The sequence below is a fragment of the Actinoplanes sp. OR16 genome (assembly GCF_004001265.1).
Lineage (GTDB): Bacteria > Actinomycetota > Actinomycetes > Mycobacteriales > Micromonosporaceae > Actinoplanes.
The window spans coordinates 8,333,254-8,348,896 of record NZ_AP019371.1 but is presented as its reverse complement, the minus strand read 5'-3'; the positions used below and the strand labels follow the sequence as shown (position 1 = coordinate 8,348,896).

Sequence of the window (15,643 nt, the reverse complement as noted above, 5' to 3'; positions counted from 1 at the left end):
GCTGCCACGCGCCCGAGACGACCCGCAGGGGACGAAGCCCCCCTTGTTCCTCCGCGGGAAGTGCCAATCGGCGCGATGCCGGGATCAGGGACGGCGGCGGGACCAGTGCCCGCCGCCGTTCCACTAAAGCTCTCTTCATGTACGCACCCCCGCCTGCCCATCGACCGTCCCCCGCCGAGTCCGGCCGTCCCCTCCCCCCATGGGACGGCCGGACTCCCCCCATGCCTTCCTCCTCGGCTGGCTGTCACTGCTGTCTCCCGCCCACCCATGCCGGCAGTGACAGCCAGCCCCCTTCCCCGGTGTCGTTCGGGGGTCAGAGACGGCCGTCGGTGGTGAAGTGGCCGAACCGGCCGGGCAGGGACAGGCCCGCTGACGTGAGTTCGGCGAGCAGGATCGACAGTTCGGCCGGCGTCAGGGTCGCGGACCGGGACGGGTGCGGGTGGCGGACGCCCAGGGCGATGGCCGCCTCGATCGCGCGAGTGCCGATCGCCGCCTCGACGGCCCAGAGGCGATGAGCGCACAGACCGGCATGGGCCGATGCCGCCAGCTCTCCGTGCAGGCGGAGCAGCCGGCGCAGATCGGCCGCCAGTCTCTCGATCGGAAGCCCGTGTGGTTGCGGCGCGGGCCGGCGCCACCAGCGGATCATGGGACACCTCAGGACCGACGCGGGTCACTGCCCCGAGAATCCCGCCACCGCCGGCGGACCGTCAAGCCCTCTCAGATGACGCCGCCGTGGCGGTTGCGGGCCTTCAGCCGCACCGAGGGGAGCCCGGGCGCGGGCAGCGGAGCGGCCGAGCAGCCGCCGACCGTGCCGAAGCGATCCGAACCCGCCATCCACTGCGTGCGGGCCTCGACGATCTCCTCGTGCGAGCGGCCCACGAAGTTCCACCACATGACGAGCGGCTCGTCGAAGGGTTCTCCGCCGAGCAGGAACAGGCGGGATTCCCCGGACGCGGAGAGCGTGACCGCGGACGAGCCGTCGCCGAGGTAGAGCAGTGCCCCCGGGGTGAGCGGGCACCCGTCGACCGTGGCCGCGCCGGACATCACCAGGACCCCGTGCTCGAAGCCGGCGGTGAGCGGCAGCGTGACCTCACCGGGCCCGGAGAACAGGATCTCGGCGCCGAGCAGCGGCGTGTGCGTCTCGGCCGGTGACGACAGCCCGGCGAGTCGTCCGATCACGACCGTCACGTCCGCGGCGCCGTCCCGGTGGACCGGCAGCGACGGGTGGTGGGCGAAGGCCGGTGCGCTGACCGACGAGGGGAGGGCCACCCACAGTTGCAGGCCGTGCATGCCGTCCGGGTGGTCGGGTGGCGTGTACTCGGAGTGCGCGATGCCGTGGCCGGAGGTCATCAGGTTGAGCTGGCCGGGAGCGATGAACTGGTGGCTGCCGAGGCTGTCCCGGTGCTCGATGATCCCGTCGACGAGCCAGGTCACGGTCTGCAGGCCGGTGTGCGGATGCGGCGGCACCTGCATGCCGGGCCGGCCGCGCACGTCGTCGGGACCGAAGTGGTCGACGAAGCACCACGCCCCGATCATGCGGCGCTCCTTGTGCGGGAGCAGGCGGCGCACCGTCGTGAACCGCCCGAGCGGCACGTCGTGGCCCGGCAGCAGAAGCCCGAGTTCGGTGCTCATGGCTCCCACTCTATGGAGTGTCGTGGCCGGTAGACCCGGCGCGGACCAGGCGATTCCTGAAACGGTGGAAAAGACCGATTTGTCCGTGAAGGAGCGTGTCATGATCCGGCGACTTCCGTACTGTTCTCAACCACCCCGCAGCATGCCCGTCCTCCCGCCCGAGATGCCGGTGGCCCGCCAGCACGCGATCATCGTGGGCCGCAGCAAGTGGGTGAACGGGACGCCGCTGCGCTACGCGTTCATGCCGCAGACCCGCGACCACGCGCAGGAGGAGGTGGTCCGGGAGGCCTTCGACGAATGGAAGGACCTCGGCATCGGCCTGGACTTCTGGGAGGTGCGCGAGCCGGAGGAGGCCCAGGTGCGGATCGGGTTCCTGCCCGGCACCTCGTGGTCCTTCGTCGGCCGGGACATCCTCGGGATCCCGCTCGACGAGCCGACCATGAACTTCGGCTGGGACCTGCGCGACGACTACGGCCGGGGCACCGCCCGCCACGAGATCGGCCACACCCTCGGCATGCCGCACGAGCACCAGAACCCGAACGCCGGGATCATCTGGGACGAGCCCGCCGTCCTCGAGTTCCTGAGCGGGCCGCCGAACTTCTGGTCGCCCGGCGACGTCTTCCACAACGTGCTGCGCAAGCTGGACCCGGCCGAGGTGGAGGGCACCCGCTGGGACCCGGACTCGATCATGGAGTACGAGTTCCCGCCCGGCCTGGTGATCAGTCCCGAGGAGTACCGGGAGGGCATCTTCCCGCCCGGCACGATCTCCAAGATCGACGCCGAGCAGGCCCTCTTCTGGTACCCGACCCTGGACGAGCGCCCGCCGCGGCTCGCCGTCTTCGAGTCCCGCGCGCTGTCACTGACGCCGGGGGAGCAGTTCGACGCCGAGCTGGTCCCGGACGAGACCCGGACGTACCGGGTGGGCACGTTCGGGTCGTCCGACATGGTGCTGGTGCTCTTCGAGGACTGCGACGGGGAGCTGCGTCAGATCGCCGCCGACGACGACAGCGGCGACGAGCGCAACGCCCTGGTCGAGGTGGAGCTGCGGGCCGGTACGCGGTATGTGCTGCGCGCCCGGATGTACCACCTGTGGCAGCCCGGCACCTCAGCCGTGATGGTCTGGTGACAGCGATCGGGATCCGAGGATCTTCGTGATCGTCACCTCGATCGCCACCCGGGACGGGTTGGGGCGGGGCGTGCGGTACCGCTTCGCGTACCGCTGCTCCGCCTCGGCGACCGCGCCCGGGTCGTCGGTGACCACCGCGATCCCCTCGATGGTGCTCCACCGCGGGCCGTCCACCTGGCAGATCGCCACCCGCTGCTGTCCCCGGCCGATGTGCCGGACGTGCGCCGACGTGACCGAGGAGATCACCCGGGCCAGCCCGGTGTCCGGGTCGAACGTGGCGCCGACCGCCACGACGTGCGGGGAACCGTCCGCCCTCAGGGTGGTCAGGGTGCACAGGTGCCGCTCGGTCCAGAAGGTGTTCAGCGCCGGTGAATCAGGGGGAAGCACGCCACTCATGCCCGTACCCTAGAAGGTCTCTGCCGGAAGCTCGCCGCGGCGCACCGCCGTGACCAGCGACGCGTGGTCCTTCTCGACCTGATCGGCGTAGGCACGGGCGAACCGGCACAGCGAATCGTCCATCTTGTCCGACCCGCCGACGTACCCGGCGATCATCGAGGCCCCGCTGGTCCGGGCGTGCGACTTGGCGAGCAGGTAGCCGCAGATGCCGGCGTAGTCGGCGAGCTCGCCGGCGTTGAGGTCGTCGACCAGGATCGCGCCCTTCATGTCGCGGAACTGGCGCACGTAGAACTGCTGGTCACCGACCGTCGTCCAGCCGAGCAGCGGGTCACTGACCGTCTGCAGCGCCTGCTGGTACTCGACGACCCGCTGACCCTGGTGGCGGTGCCAGGCGAGCGCGCCGTGCTGGTGTTTCGCCACGACCGATCGGCGGGCCTGCTTGAGCTGCAGGAACACCACGTCGTCGGAGCTGCTGCCCTCGCAGAGCGCGACGTAGGCGCGCAGGCCGACCGATCCGACGCCGACGACCTTGTGAGCGATGTCGACGATCCGGTAGCCGCCGAGGATGCGCGCCCAGTGTGGCTTCAGGGTGTTCAGATATCCGTCGAGGGCTTCGGAGAGCTGCTCGACGTGGGCGGAACCGAGCCGGGTGATCAGCGGCGGCTCCTCGACGAGCCGCGCGGTGCCGTCGTGCCGCTCGGTGAAGCGGGGGAGCGCGCGGTCGCTGGTCCGCCGCCGGGCCCGCCGCGCGGCCCGCTCGATCTCGGCGCGGAAGCTGGCCCGGCTCGCAGCCGAGCGCATCCCCTCGACGTCGAGCTGGTCGAAGGATCGTGCCAGCAGCGGCTGGTCGGCGAGGAACGAGATCTGCTCCCGGTACTCCTCGACGCAGTGCTTCACGGCGTCGCCGCAGGCGCTCTCCCGGAACCCGTTGACCCGGCCGGCGACGTAGACGCTCACGACGAGCCGGCGCAGGTCCCACTCCCACGGGCCGGGGTGCGCCTCGTCGAAGTCGTTGAGGTCGAAGACCAGCTCACGCTCGGGGGAGGCGTAGAAACCGAAGTTGCCGAGGTGCGCGTCGCCGCAGATGACCGGCGTGATCCCGGTGAGCGGCAGGCGGGCGAAGTCGTCGGCCATCAGACCGGCGGTGCCGCGCAGGAACGCGTACGGCGAGGCGATCATCCGGCCGATCCGGACCGGGATGAGGTGCGGCACCCGGCCGAGGTGGGACTCCACCACGTGGGCGACCGGGTCGGGCCGATCGGACGGAGCACGCCAGTGCGCCATCTCCGAGCGGGGGGAGTGGTCGCGCAGCGAGCGCCCCACCTCGTATCGTTCGGCTCGTGGCGCTGCGGCGCGGCGCAGCGAGGCGAAGCCCTCGTCGTTTACGCTCCCGAGCACGAGGTTGCCGTTCAATGTTGGTGACCCGTCCATCGCGCTTGAGAGTACGTCCTCGTCAAAGGGTCTCGTTAAATACCGGGTGTTATCGATAACATCCCCGTTACGTGGCGGCAGCAAAGCGTTGCCACACCCTCATTTGAACCGGACCCGACGAGGTGCGCAAGTGGACAAGGTATCCCGAAGCCCGGCGATGACCGATGTGGCCCGGCTGGCCGGTGTCTCCCACCAGACCGTCTCGCGTGTCCTGAACGATCATCCGAACGTCAAGGAGCAGACCCGGATCCGGGTCCGCGCGGCGATCGCCGAGCTCAACTACCGGCCGAACCGGGCCGCGCGGGCGCTGGTGACCGGCCGCTCGCAGCTGATCGGTGTGGTCGCGCGGAACAGCACGCTCTACGGCCCGGCCTCGATGCTGACCGAGTTCGAGCAGGCCGCCGCGGACGCCGGATTCGCGGTGAGCGTGGGCAGTGTCCGCGAGCTGGATCGTTCCTCCATCTCCGCGGTGGTGGACCGGCACCTGGATCAGCGGGTGGCCGGGCTGGTCGTGATCGCGAACGTGGCGTCGGCCGCCGAGGCCCTCGCCGAGCTCCCGTCCGACGTGCCGGTGGTCTTCATCGACGGCGACCCGGCGAGCGGCCGGCCGGTCGTCACCGTCGATCAGGTGGCCGGCGCCCGGGCGGCCACCCGGCATCTCCTCGAGCACGGCCACGAGACCGTCTGGCACGTCTCCGGCCCGACCGACTGGTTCGACTCGGCCGGCCGCATCCAGGGCTGGCGGCAGACCCTGGAGGAGGCGGGCGCCGAGGTGCCGCCGTTGCTCTCCGCCGACTGGTCGGCCGCCGAGGGCTACCGGGCCGGGCAGATGCTCGCCCGGATGCCCGAGGTCACGGCCATCTTCACGGCGAACGACCACCTGGCCCTCGGCATCCTGCGCGCTCTGCACGAGCGCGGCCGGCGGGTGCCGCACGAGGTGAGCGTGGTCGGCTTCGACGACGTGCCCGAGGCGGCCTACTTCATCCCGCCGCTGACCACCGTCCGGCAGGCCTTCGGTGACGTGGCCCGGGCGGCCCTCGGCCTGCTGCTCGGCCAGATGCGTGACGACTCCGGCACTGCCGATCACATCGTGGTTCCGCCTCGCCTGGTGGTCCGGGAGAGCGTCGGAAGACCGTTATAGGTACTCGGTTAAAGAGCCGTTACCTCGTTGTTGCCGACGGGGGTTGACGGGGGTTTTGTTAGCGATAACACTAGGGCCTGCTCCGCCGGAGTGTGGCCCCCGCCACCTCCCGGCCCCCCTTCGGAGGTACACCCCTGATGTCGAAACCGCAGATCTGGTTTCTCACCGGCAGCCAGCACCTGTATGGCCCGGAGACCCTCCAGCAGGTGGCCGACCAGTCCGCTGAGATCCAGCGGACCCTGGCCGCCGGCGGTCTGCCCGCCGAGATCGTCGGCAAGCCGGTCCTGACCGACTCGGGCGCGATCAAACGCATCATGCTGGAAGCCAACGCCGACCAGGACTGCATCGGCATCATCGCCTGGATGCACACCTTCTCCCCGGCGAAGATGTGGATCGGCGGGCTGGACGCGCTGCGCAAGCCGCTGCTGCACCTGCACACCCAGCACAACGTGTCGCTGCCGTGGTCGACCATCGACATGGACTTCATGAACCTGAACCAGGCCGCCCACGGCGACCGCGAGTTCGGTTTCATCCAGGCCCGGCTCGGTGTGCCGCGCAAGGTCGTCGCGGGTCACGCGTCGGACCCGGCGATCGTGGAGCGGATCGAGTCGTGGACGCGGGCCGCCATCGGCTGGCAGCACCTGCGGTCGCTGCGGGTGGCGCGGTTCGGTGACAACATGCGCGACGTCGCCGTCACCGAGGGCGACAAGGTGGAGGCCGAGCTGAAGTTCGGCGTCTCCGTGAACACGTACGGCGTCAACGATCTCGTCGAGTACGTCGACGCGACGACCGATGCCGAGATCGACAAGCTCGTGGGCGAGATCTCGGACATCTACGAGATCTCGAGCGAGCTGCTCGCCGAGCGCAACGACTCGCTCCGCTACGCCGTCAAGATCGAAGCCGGCCTGCGGCGCTTCCTGGTGGAAGGCGGCTTCGGCGCGTTCACCTCGAACTTCGAGGATCTCGGAGGGCTGCGCCAGCTCCCCGGCCTCGCCGTCCAGCGCCTGATGGCCGACGGCTACGGTTTCGGCGGCGAAGGCGACTGGAAGACCTCGGTCCTCGTCGCCACCGTCAAGGCGATGGGTTCCGGAACCGGGCGGGGTACCTCATTCATGGAGGATTACACCTACCACTTCGGTCCGGGCGAGCCTAAGATCCTCGGCGCGCACATGCTCGAGGTGTGCCCGACGATCGCGTCCGCCACGCCGCGCGCCGAGATCCACCCCCTGGGGATCGGCGGCCGTGAGGACCCGGTCCGGCTGGTCTTCGACGCCGCGTCCGGACCCGCCGTGGTCATGGGCATGGCCGACATGGGCGACCGCTTCCGCCTGGTGGCCAACGAGATCGAGGTGATTCCGCCGGACGAGCCGCTGCCCAACTTGCCGGTGGCGCGAGCGGTGTGGAAGCCTGCGCCCTCGTTGTCGACCTCGGCCGAGTGCTGGATCACCGCGGGCGGCCCGCACCACACCGTGCTCACCCAGGCGGTCGGCGCGGAGACTCTCCGCGACTTCGCCGAGATGGCACAGACCGAGCTACTGCTGATCGACAACCGCACCACCCCGGCCGACTTCGCCGACCGGGTCCGCTGGAACCAGGCGTACTACCGCCTCAACCGGCCGCTGTAACACCGCTCTCAAAGAGGAGATCCAAAGTGAAATACCCCCGGCTCGCGGCGGTCCTGACCGCTGCCTCCCTGGTCGCGACGATGGCCGCCTGCGGTTCCGCCGAGAAGACCGTCGACAAGGAGAACGCGGGCGGCGGCGACACCGCCGGCGCTCTGGTCGGCATCACCATGCCGACGCGTTCTTCGGAGCGGTGGATCGCCGACGGCGACAACCTGAAGAAGCAGCTGGAGGGTCTGGGCTACAAGGTCGACCTGCAGTACGCCGAGGACAGCATCCCGACGCAGACGCAGCAGCTCGACAACCAGATCACCAAGGGCGCGAAGGTCCTGATCATCGCGTCGATCGACGGCACCGCGATCACCACGCAGCTGGAGAACGCGAAGGCCAACAACATCCCGGTCATCGCGTACGACCGGCTGATCCGCAACAGCCCGAACGTGGACTACTACGCCACCTTCGACAACTTCAAGGTCGGCGTCCAGCAGGCCACCTCGCTGCTGACCGGCCTCAAGGTCCTCAACGCCGACGGCAGCGACGCCGGCGCGAAGGGCCCGCTGAACGTCGAGCTGTTCGCCGGTTCCCCGGACGACAACAACGCGACCTTCTTCTTCAACGGTGCGATGAGCGTGCTGCAGCCGTACATCGACAAGAAGATCATCAACGTCAAGTCGGGTCAGACCAAGTTCGAGACGGTCGCGACGCTGCGCTGGGACCCGGCCACCGCGCAGAAGCGCATGGAGAACGTGCTGACCTCCACCTACAAGGGTGGCGCGAAGGTCGACGGCGTTCTGTCGCCGTACGACGGCATCTCGATCGGCATCCTCTCCGCCCTGAAGTCGAACGGTTACGGCACCGCCGCGCAGGCGTACCCGATCGTCACCGGCCAGGACGCCGAGGTCGCCTCGGTCAAGTCGATCGTCGCGGGTGAGCAGTACTCCACCATCTACAAGGACACCCGCCAGCTGGCGAAGGTCGCCGGCGAGATGGCCGACGCCGTCCTGAAGGGCCAGACCCCGGCCACGAACAACACCAAGGACTACGACAACGGCGTCAAGGTCGTCCCGTCGCAGCTCCTCGAGTCGGTCATCGTCGACAAGGCCAACTACCAGGCCCAGCTCGTCGACACCGGTTACTACACGGCCGACCAGCTGAAGTGATCCGGGCTCCGCGCTCCGTCCGTCCCCAGCGGGCGGAGCGCGGCCTGGCCGGCTGATTGGCAAGACGGCCCATAGGAGGGTCCATGACCGACACGATCCTGCGGATGAGCGGCATCACCAAGACGTTCCCGGGCGTCAAGGCGTTGCAGGACGTCAACCTGGAAGTCCGCCGGGGTGAGATCCACTCCATCTGCGGCGAGAACGGGGCCGGTAAGTCGACCCTGATGAAGGTGCTCTCCGGGGTCTACCCGCACGGCACCTACGAGGGTGACATCGAATTCGACGGCGAGGCCTGCGAGTTCTCCGGCATCCGTGACAGTGAGCACCGCGGCATCGTCATCATCCACCAGGAGCTGGCGCTCGCGTCGAACCTGTCGATCGCCGAGAACATCTTCCTCGGCAACGAGCAGGCCAAGCGGGGCTGGATCGACTGGAACCGGACCAACCACGCGGCCGACGAGCTGCTGCGGCGCGTCGGTCTGGCGGAGAGCGCGGTGACACCGGTCATCGACCTGGGTGTCGGTAAGCAGCAACTGGTGGAGATCGCCAAGGCGCTCTCCAAGAAGGTGAAGCTGCTGATCCTCGACGAGCCGACCGCGGCGTTGAACGACGAGGACTCCGAGCACCTGCTCGGCCTGCTGCGCGGGCTGCGCGACGAGGGCATCACCTGTGTGATCATCTCGCACAAGCTCAACGAGGTCATGAGCATCTCGGACCGGGTCACGATCCTGCGTGACGGCAAGACCATCTGGACCGCCGACACCGCGAACCTGACCGAAGACAAGATCATCTCCGGGATGGTGGGCCGCGATCTGGAGCACCGGTACCCGGAGCACACGCCGAAGATCGGCGACGAGGCGCTGCGGATCGAGAACTGGACGGTGCACAGCCCGACGCAGCCGGACCGGGCGCTGGTCCGCGGGGTGAACATGACCCTGCGCCGCGGTGAGATCGTCGGTCTGGCCGGGTTGATGGGCGCCGGGCGTACCGAGCTGGCGATGAGTGTGTTCGGCCGCTCCTACGGGGTGAACATCACCGGCAACCTGATCAAGGACGGCAAGCCGATCCAGACCCGCAGCGTCCGCGAGGCGATCGACCACGGCATCGCGTACGCCACCGAGGACCGCAAGCGCTACGGGCTGAACCTGATCGAGGACATCAAACGCAACATCTCCGCGGCCGGGCTGTCGAAGCTGGCCAAGGGCGGCTGGGTCGACGGCAACGAGGAACACAAGGTCGCCGACGAGTACCGGGCCAGCATGAACATCAAGGCCCCGACCGTCGAATCGATCGTCGGCAAGCTGTCCGGCGGCAACCAGCAGAAGGTCGTGCTGTCGAAGTGGATCTTCACGGATCCGGACGTGCTGATCCTCGACGAACCCACCCGCGGTATCGACGTCGGCGCCAAGTACGAGATCTACACGATCATCAACCGGCTCGCCGATCAGGGCAAAGCCATCCTGGTCATCTCGTCCGAGCTGCCCGAGCTGCTCGGCATCTGTGACCGCATCTACACCCTCTCGGCCGGCCGGATCACCGGTGAGGTGGCCCGGGCCGAGGCGACGCAGGAGGGTCTGATGACCCTCATGACGAAGGAAGAACAGGAGGTAGCGCCGTGACGGTCGCACCTACCAACGCCGACCTGTCCGTCGGTAAGGGTCCGGCCGCAGCCCCCGGCGGCAAGGCGCCCTTCAAACTCAACTTCAACCTCAAGCAGTCCGGCATCTACATCGCGTTCGCGTTGATCGTGCTGCTGTTCACGGTGCTCACCGGCGGCGACATGCTCGCCCCGCAGAACATCAGCAACATCATCGTCCAGAACTCGTACATCCTGGTTCTGGCGATCGGCATGATCCTGATCATCATCGCCGGCCACATCGACCTGTCGGTCGGCTCGGTCGTCGCCGCGTGTGGCGCGTTCTCCGCGGTCATGATGGTCAACTGGGATCTGCCCTGGCCGATCGCCATCATCGGCACGCTCGTCTTCGGCGCGATCATCGGCGCGTGGCAGGGCTACTGGGTCGCCTACTTCGGCATCCCGGCCTTCATCGTGACCCTCGCCGGCATGCTGCTGTTCCGCGCGGTCACGCTGATGATCCTGGGTAACAAGGGCATCGGCCCGTACCCGGACGAGGTCCGCACCCTGGCCAACGGGTTCACCGACGGCTTCCTCGGCAACATCGCTCTGGGCCCGCTCGGCGGCGCCGACCTGTTCTCCATCATCGTCGGTATCGCCGTCGTGGTGGCGATGGCGTTCGTGCAGTACCGCACCCGGGCCGCCCGGATCAAGTACCAGCAGGCCGTCGACCCGCTGTGGCTGTTCATCACCAAGGTCACCGTCCCCGCCGTCCTGATCATGTTCGTGATCGTGCAGCTGGCCCGGTTCCGGAACCTGCCCTGGGTCCTCGTGCTGCTGGCGGCCCTGGTGGTCGGCTACACCGTGGTCACCAACCGGGCCGTGTTCGGCCGCCAGATCTACGCCGTCGGCGGCAACCTGCAGGCCGCGACGCTGTCCGGCGTCAAGGTCAAATCAGTGGTGTTCTGGCTGTTCGTGAACATGGGCGTGCTCTCCGCGCTGGCCGGCATCATCTTCGCGGGCCGCCTCAACCAGGCGAACCCGACCGCCGGTAACAGCTTCGAGCTGGACGCCATCGCCGCGGCCTTCATCGGCGGCGCGGCTGTCCAGGGCGGTGTCGGCAAGGTCGTCGGCGCCATCACCGGTGGTCTGATCATGGGTGTCATCAACAACGGCATGGGCCTGCTCGGCGCCCAGTCCGAACAGGTCATGCTCGTCAAGGGCGCGGTCCTGCTCGCCGCCGTCGCCTTCGACGTCTGGTCCAAGCGGCGCACCTCCACCGCCCGCTGACCGAGCTCGCCGTCCTGACAGGGCCTTGGCGGGACGGCACGAAAGAGCCGGCGTTCGTTCTTCGAGCGCCGGCTCTTTCATTTTCCTGGTACGGGGGTCGACCCGCCCCACCGGCACACATCCCCGTCCCGCTCCGACCGCGCGACCACGGACCACCGCGGGCGGGTCAGCGGGCCACGGCCAGGCCGAAAGCGGACGGCTTGACGCCGGGGAAGACCGCCGACAGGTCACCGAAACCGCACCGCTTCTGAAGGATCTCCCCGATCACCGAGCGGTAGTCGGTGGTAGCCGCCAGATCGCCGTCGACCAGTGCTGACGCCGCGAGGGACGGCCACCGGGTGTAGACCTTCCCGCCCCGGATGCCGCCGCCCAGCACGAGCATCGCGTTCCCGTGCCCGTGATCGACGCCGTGCGAGCCGTTCTCCGCGACGCGGCGGCCGAACTCGCTGATCGTCAGGACCGTGACCCGCTTCATCGCCGTGTCGCCGAGATCGGCCGTGAATGCCGCGAGCGCCGTCGAGAGGTCGAGCAGGTTGTCGTACATCCGCTGGCCCTTGATCGCGGGTCCGAGAGCCTCGTGCATGTCCCAGTCGCCGCAATCGACGGTGGCGGTGACCAGGCCGGCATTGGACTTGATCAAGCGGGCGACGTCGCGGAGGGCCTTGCCGAGATCGGTGGAGGGATAACCCGTGCCGGCCGGTACGGCCCGGGGCCCGGCCATCGCGGCCAGGGCTCGATCGGCGGCGCGGGCGGGTGCGGCCAGGTGGGCGGGCGCGTCGGCGTACATGGCACGCAGCGCCGCGGCGATCGGCCGTTTGTCGTTGCCGGCCAGGGTCAGCCCGTCGATCGACCGCATGGAGACGTCGGCGGCGGGCCCGGCGAGCAGGCGGGCCGGTGTGGCGTGGCCCATCGAGACGCCGGCCAGGGGAGCGGTGGCGCCGGTGCCGCCGAGCATCCGGTCGAGCCAGCCGCTGCGGACCGAGGTGCCGGGCGCGGCGTTCTCCATGGCCTCCATGGCCGCGAAGTGCGAGCGGGTGGGGTTGGGCTGCCCGACGGCGTGCACGGCGGCGAGCGTGCCGGCCGTCCACTGCGGCAGCAGCGGGGCGAGCGCCGGGTGCAGCCCGAACATGCCGTCCCCGGCGATGACGGTGCTCTTCGGCACGGCGATGGTCGGCCGGGCGCGGTAGTAGTCGGCGTCACCGATGGGCGCGAAGGCCGACAGGCCGTCGAACCCGCCGTGCAGCGAGATCACGATGAGGGTGTCGCCGGGGTGGGAATCGGACGCGAAGGCCAGATCAACCGAGATCGTCGAGGCGAACACCCCCGCCGCCACCCCACCCAGCACTGCCCGGCGACTGACGACCGACCCACAGGACTCCATGATTCACCTCAGCTGGAACGACGGCGAGTCCAGAACGAGCGCGATCAGGTAAGGCGCCGCGCTCGCAGCGTTGCTCAAGGGAGAGTTCGGCACCTTCGACACCACACTGAGCACCGCAGCGGTGTGCGCGGGCGGCAGTGTGGCGCCGGTCAGCCGGACGGCGAGCGCGTCGACGAGCGCCCCGAACGTGGCGGGCAGCACCGGGACCAGCGACGCGAGCAGATCGGCGGGCCGGGTGAGCTGCTTCGGGTACCAGCCGGCGGCCAGGTTGAGGTGCAGGTTGCAGCGCAGCACGAAGCCGGCCGGCGAGGCCCAGGCCGCGGCGGCGTCCGGGTACCCGTTCGGCGCCGCCCACCGGAACGGCGCGTTCCCGGCGTCGACCATGGCGTTGTAGAGGGCGTCGAGTTCGGCCAGAGACGCGGAGGGTCCGAGGTTCAGGACCCGGATCGTCGCGATCATGTCCTCGAACGGCGTCCGGGTCTTCTGCCCGGCCGATGCGGCGAACTCGGGCGAGGTGAACAGGGCACGCAGCACCGGCACGATCGCGGTGTCGTTCGCCAAATAGATCTTGGAAAGGCGATCCACCAGCGCCGCGGGCGCCACATCGGCGACGAACCGGACACAGAGCTTGGTGGCGATCCGGGTGGCGGTGGCCGGGTGCCGGGCCAGGTGGTCGAGGAACGCGAGCGCGGCCTTCTCACCGTCGGCCGCCGCGTTGGCATGCCGGAATCCGAGGATCGTCACCGGGCCGGTGGCGTGCTGGGAGGCGTCGTAGACATAGCCGCCCGACGACCCCACGGTCATGCCGGTGAGCAGCCGGGACGCGGCCTTCACGTCGGCCTCGGAGTAGGCGAGACCGACCGTGTGCAGCTCCATCAGCTCGCGGGCGTAGTTCTCGTTCGGGTGCGCCTTCGTCGACGACCGCTGGTCCAGGTAGGTGAGCATCGCCGGGTGCCGGGCGCTCGCCTTGAGCATGTCGGCGTACTTGCCGAACGCGTGCTTGCGGAGGACCTGGGCGTCGTAGTCGGCCCGGGTGTCCCAGACGCCGCTGGACGGCGCGGCGACGTGCAGGTGGTCGGCCCAGAACATGACGGCCGACTCGAACAGCTGCCGCTCGCTCCACGCGGCCCGGGCGATCGCGGCCCGGCCGAGCTGCCCGAACGCGTCGTAGGAATGCTTCGGGAGGGCCGCGCGTACCGCTGCGGGAGAAGCCCCGGCCAGCGGAAGGCGCTGCAGAACCTTGTCGCACACCGGGTCCGCGATCTTCGCAGGAGCGAGCTGGCGGTCCAGCCATGCGGAGACGCCGAGCTTGCGGGCCTCGGCCAGAGACGAGGCGGTGAAGCCGAAGGTGGCCCGGCGCAGCAGGTGAGCGGTGGCGTCCATGCCGACCAGTTCGGCGCGACGTGAGGAGAAGAGCGCCGGTGCAACGATGACTAACGGTTCCGCAATCCGCTCGCACCCGTGACCCCGGCAGGCCTCGCGTCGTAGGCTCAAGACCGTGGATCAGGTTGAATCGGTACGGACCCCCTCCTCCTGGGTCGTCGTCGGCTTGGACAACGGCGGCACCTGCAACAACGCCACGGTGCTCGACGCGACCGGGCAGTTCCTCGTCAGCAACCTCGTGGAGAACCCGAGTCGTGTGCTGGACGGGCCGGAGACCGCCGTCGAGCAGCTCGCCGCGGCGTTCACCGGCATCCTGGAGCTGACCAGCACGCCGCTGTCGCTGGTGCGCGCGGTCGGCCTGGACACGCCCGGCCCGGCCAGCGCGAACGGCGTCATCTCGTCGAAGGGTGCGACGAACTTCAACATGTCGGCCTGGCACGGGTTCGACATCCGGGGCGCCCTGGAGAAACGCCTGGGCCTGCCGGTGATCTACCACAACGACGCCAACGCGGCCGCGCTCTACGCCCACCACCGCCACTTCGGGACCGAGGCGCTGGAGAAGGGCTCGGTCTCGGCGATCGTCGGCACCGGGCTCGGCGGCGGCGTCGTGGAGAACGGCAAGGTCATCCGGGGTGCGGCCGGCATGGCGGGGGAGCTGGGCCACGTCCAGATCCCGCTGCTCGGCGTCCTCGAGGAGGGGCAGCCGGTCCCGGTCTGCAACTGCGGGTTCGAGGGTGACGTGGAGAGCATCGCGTCGCTGACCGGCATCAAGAAGAACCTGTTGCCGTACTGGCTGACGAGGTTCCCGGAGCACCCCCTGAACGCCGAGCCGATCGAGAGGGCGGCGAAGCTGCTCCGCGGCTACGGGGAGAAGGACGACCCGCTCGCCATCGCCGTCTTCACCCAGCAGGCCAGGGCGATCGGCAAGCTGTTCACGATCGCCGCGAACTTCACCGACCCGAACGCCTACTTCCTGGGTGGCGGCGTCGTGGAGGCCGCCCCGCACTTCCGGCAGTGGTTCCTCAACACCGTGCGGGACAGCACCCAGCTGCGGGACGAGCAGGCCCGGGCCGCGACCTTCGCCCTCGTCGCCGACCTGGACATGGCCGGTGCGCGGGGAGCCGCGGTGGCGGCCCTGGACGCGGTGGCGGCGGGAACGCGCTAGTCCTTCAGCGCCTCGGTCACATCGGGGAACATCGGCAGGTACTCGGTCAGGCCGAGCGTGTCGAAGAGACGCCTGAGGAATCCCGAGGGGGCGGCGAGCCGGACCCAGCCGCCCCGCTCGGAGGCCCGGCCGTGCGCGGTGACCAGCACGCCCACGCCCATCGAGTCGCAGAAGTCGAGGCCGGAGACGTCCACCACGACGCGGGGCGCCGGGCGTTCCACGAGCCGGCCCAGGTTGGCTTTGAGCGCGGGCGCCGTGTCGATGTCGAGTGATCCGCGCAGGACGAGCACGGCCGTGTTCGGTGGGTGGTGAGCGACCGAGACCTGCATAGGTGAGAACC

At 69.4% G+C, this 15,643-nt stretch carries 14 protein-coding genes; 7 read left to right on the top strand and 7 right to left on the bottom strand.

The window, feature by feature from the left end; translation table 11 throughout:
* Positions 1-313: 313 nt before the first annotated feature.
* Entirely contained in the window at positions 314-646 is a 333-nt protein-coding gene (locus EP757_RS38485) for a hypothetical protein (protein WP_127553257.1), read from the bottom strand.
* Positions 647-717: 71 nt separating this feature from the next.
* Complete coding sequence (locus tag EP757_RS38480; RefSeq protein WP_127553256.1) at positions 718-1,632, bottom strand: pirin family protein; 915 nt, start codon at positions 1,630-1,632, stop codon at positions 718-720.
* A 100-nt stretch (positions 1,633-1,732) separates the two neighbouring features.
* Here EP757_RS38480 and EP757_RS38475 point away from each other — a divergent pair, with 100 nt between their 5' ends.
* A complete protein-coding gene (locus tag EP757_RS38475; protein WP_127553255.1) occupies positions 1,733-2,758 on the top strand; it encodes a M12 family metallopeptidase in 1,026 nt (341 codons plus the stop codon).
* Here EP757_RS38475 and EP757_RS38470 read toward each other — a convergent pair.
* Both EP757_RS38470 and EP757_RS38465 read right to left on the bottom strand, forming a co-directional pair.
* Positions 2,738-3,154 carry a TIGR03618 family F420-dependent PPOX class oxidoreductase gene (locus EP757_RS38470; RefSeq protein ID WP_127553254.1) on the bottom strand — a complete coding sequence of 139 codons (417 nt, stop codon included), beginning with the start codon at positions 3,152-3,154 and terminating at the stop codon, positions 2,738-2,740. The two genes, EP757_RS38475 and EP757_RS38470, sit on opposite strands and share 21 nt — an antisense overlap.
* A gap of 9 nt (positions 3,155-3,163) precedes the next feature.
* A complete protein-coding gene (locus tag EP757_RS38465) occupies positions 3,164-4,552 on the bottom strand; it encodes a DUF2252 domain-containing protein (RefSeq protein WP_232050226.1) in 1,389 nt (462 codons plus the stop codon).
* Positions 4,553-4,742: 190 nt separating this feature from the next.
* Here EP757_RS38465 and EP757_RS38460 point away from each other — a divergent pair, with 190 nt between their 5' ends.
* The 5 genes from EP757_RS38460 to mmsB all read left to right on the top strand — a co-directional run bounded on the left by EP757_RS38460 (position 4,743) and on the right by mmsB (position 11,374).
* Positions 4,743-5,726, top strand: coding sequence for a LacI family DNA-binding transcriptional regulator (locus tag EP757_RS38460; RefSeq protein ID WP_127554652.1), 984 nt, complete (start codon positions 4,743-4,745; stop codon positions 5,724-5,726).
* A 137-nt stretch (positions 5,727-5,863) separates the two neighbouring features.
* Positions 5,864-7,351, top strand: a complete 1,488-nt coding sequence (gene araA, locus EP757_RS38455) for an L-arabinose isomerase (protein ID WP_127553253.1) — start codon at positions 5,864-5,866, stop codon at positions 7,349-7,351.
* Positions 7,352-7,377: 26 nt separating this feature from the next.
* Complete coding sequence (gene chvE, locus EP757_RS38450) at positions 7,378-8,508, top strand: multiple monosaccharide ABC transporter substrate-binding protein (RefSeq protein ID WP_127553252.1); 1,131 nt, start codon at positions 7,378-7,380, stop codon at positions 8,506-8,508.
* Positions 8,509-8,591: 83 nt separating this feature from the next.
* Positions 8,592-10,127 (top strand): multiple monosaccharide ABC transporter ATP-binding protein, encoded by a 1,536-nt coding sequence (gene mmsA / locus EP757_RS38445; RefSeq protein WP_127553251.1) that lies wholly within the window; start codon positions 8,592-8,594, stop codon positions 10,125-10,127.
* Complete coding sequence (gene mmsB, locus EP757_RS38440) at positions 10,124-11,374, top strand: multiple monosaccharide ABC transporter permease (RefSeq protein WP_127553250.1); 1,251 nt, start codon at positions 10,124-10,126, stop codon at positions 11,372-11,374. The genes mmsA and mmsB overlap by 4 nt, the downstream gene beginning before the upstream one ends.
* Before the next feature lie 166 nt (positions 11,375-11,540).
* On the opposite strand, the gene EP757_RS38435 is transcribed toward mmsB, so the two are convergent.
* A complete protein-coding gene (locus EP757_RS38435; protein WP_127553249.1) occupies positions 11,541-12,755 on the bottom strand; it encodes a DUF1501 domain-containing protein in 1,215 nt (404 codons plus the stop codon).
* Between the two features lie 3 nt (positions 12,756-12,758).
* Positions 12,759-14,138 (bottom strand): DUF1800 domain-containing protein, encoded by a 1,380-nt coding sequence (locus EP757_RS38430; RefSeq protein ID WP_127553248.1) that lies wholly within the window; start codon positions 14,136-14,138, stop codon positions 12,759-12,761.
* 115 nt (positions 14,139-14,253) lie between these two features.
* Between EP757_RS38430 and EP757_RS38425 the strand changes: the two genes are divergently transcribed.
* Complete coding sequence (locus tag EP757_RS38425; protein WP_127553247.1) at positions 14,254-15,303, top strand: ROK family protein; 1,050 nt, start codon at positions 14,254-14,256, stop codon at positions 15,301-15,303.
* On the opposite strand, the gene EP757_RS38420 is transcribed toward EP757_RS38425, so the two are convergent.
* Positions 15,300-15,632 (bottom strand): STAS domain-containing protein, encoded by a 333-nt coding sequence (locus EP757_RS38420; protein ID WP_127553246.1) that lies wholly within the window; start codon positions 15,630-15,632, stop codon positions 15,300-15,302. The two genes, EP757_RS38425 and EP757_RS38420, sit on opposite strands and share 4 nt — an antisense overlap.
* Positions 15,633-15,643: the final 11 nt, after the last annotated feature.

What these genes read in the sequence shown, in the direction of transcription:
- EP757_RS38485 (WP_127553257.1), bottom strand. Translation starts at nt 646, where the DNA reads ATGATCCGCTGGTGGCGCCGGCCCGCGCCGCAACCACACGGGCTTCCG.
- EP757_RS38480 (WP_127553256.1), bottom strand. Translation starts at nt 1,632, where the DNA reads ATGAGCACCGAACTCGGGCTTCTGCTGCCGGGCCACGACGTGCCGCTC.
- EP757_RS38475 (WP_127553255.1), top strand. Translation starts at nt 1,733, where the DNA reads ATGATCCGGCGACTTCCGTACTGTTCTCAACCACCCCGCAGCATGCCC.
- EP757_RS38470 (WP_127553254.1), bottom strand. Translation starts at nt 3,154, where the DNA reads ATGAGTGGCGTGCTTCCCCCTGATTCACCGGCGCTGAACACCTTCTGG.
- EP757_RS38460 (WP_127554652.1), top strand. Translation starts at nt 4,743, where the DNA reads ATGACCGATGTGGCCCGGCTGGCCGGTGTCTCCCACCAGACCGTCTCG.
- araA (WP_127553253.1), top strand. Translation starts at nt 5,864, where the DNA reads ATGTCGAAACCGCAGATCTGGTTTCTCACCGGCAGCCAGCACCTGTAT.
- mmsA (WP_127553251.1), top strand. Translation starts at nt 8,592, where the DNA reads ATGACCGACACGATCCTGCGGATGAGCGGCATCACCAAGACGTTCCCG.
- EP757_RS38435 (WP_127553249.1), bottom strand. Translation starts at nt 12,755, where the DNA reads ATGGAGTCCTGTGGGTCGGTCGTCAGTCGCCGGGCAGTGCTGGGTGGG.
- EP757_RS38430 (WP_127553248.1), bottom strand. Translation starts at nt 14,138, where the DNA reads ATGGACGCCACCGCTCACCTGCTGCGCCGGGCCACCTTCGGCTTCACC.
- EP757_RS38420 (WP_127553246.1), bottom strand. Translation starts at nt 15,632, where the DNA reads ATGCAGGTCTCGGTCGCTCACCACCCACCGAACACGGCCGTGCTCGTC.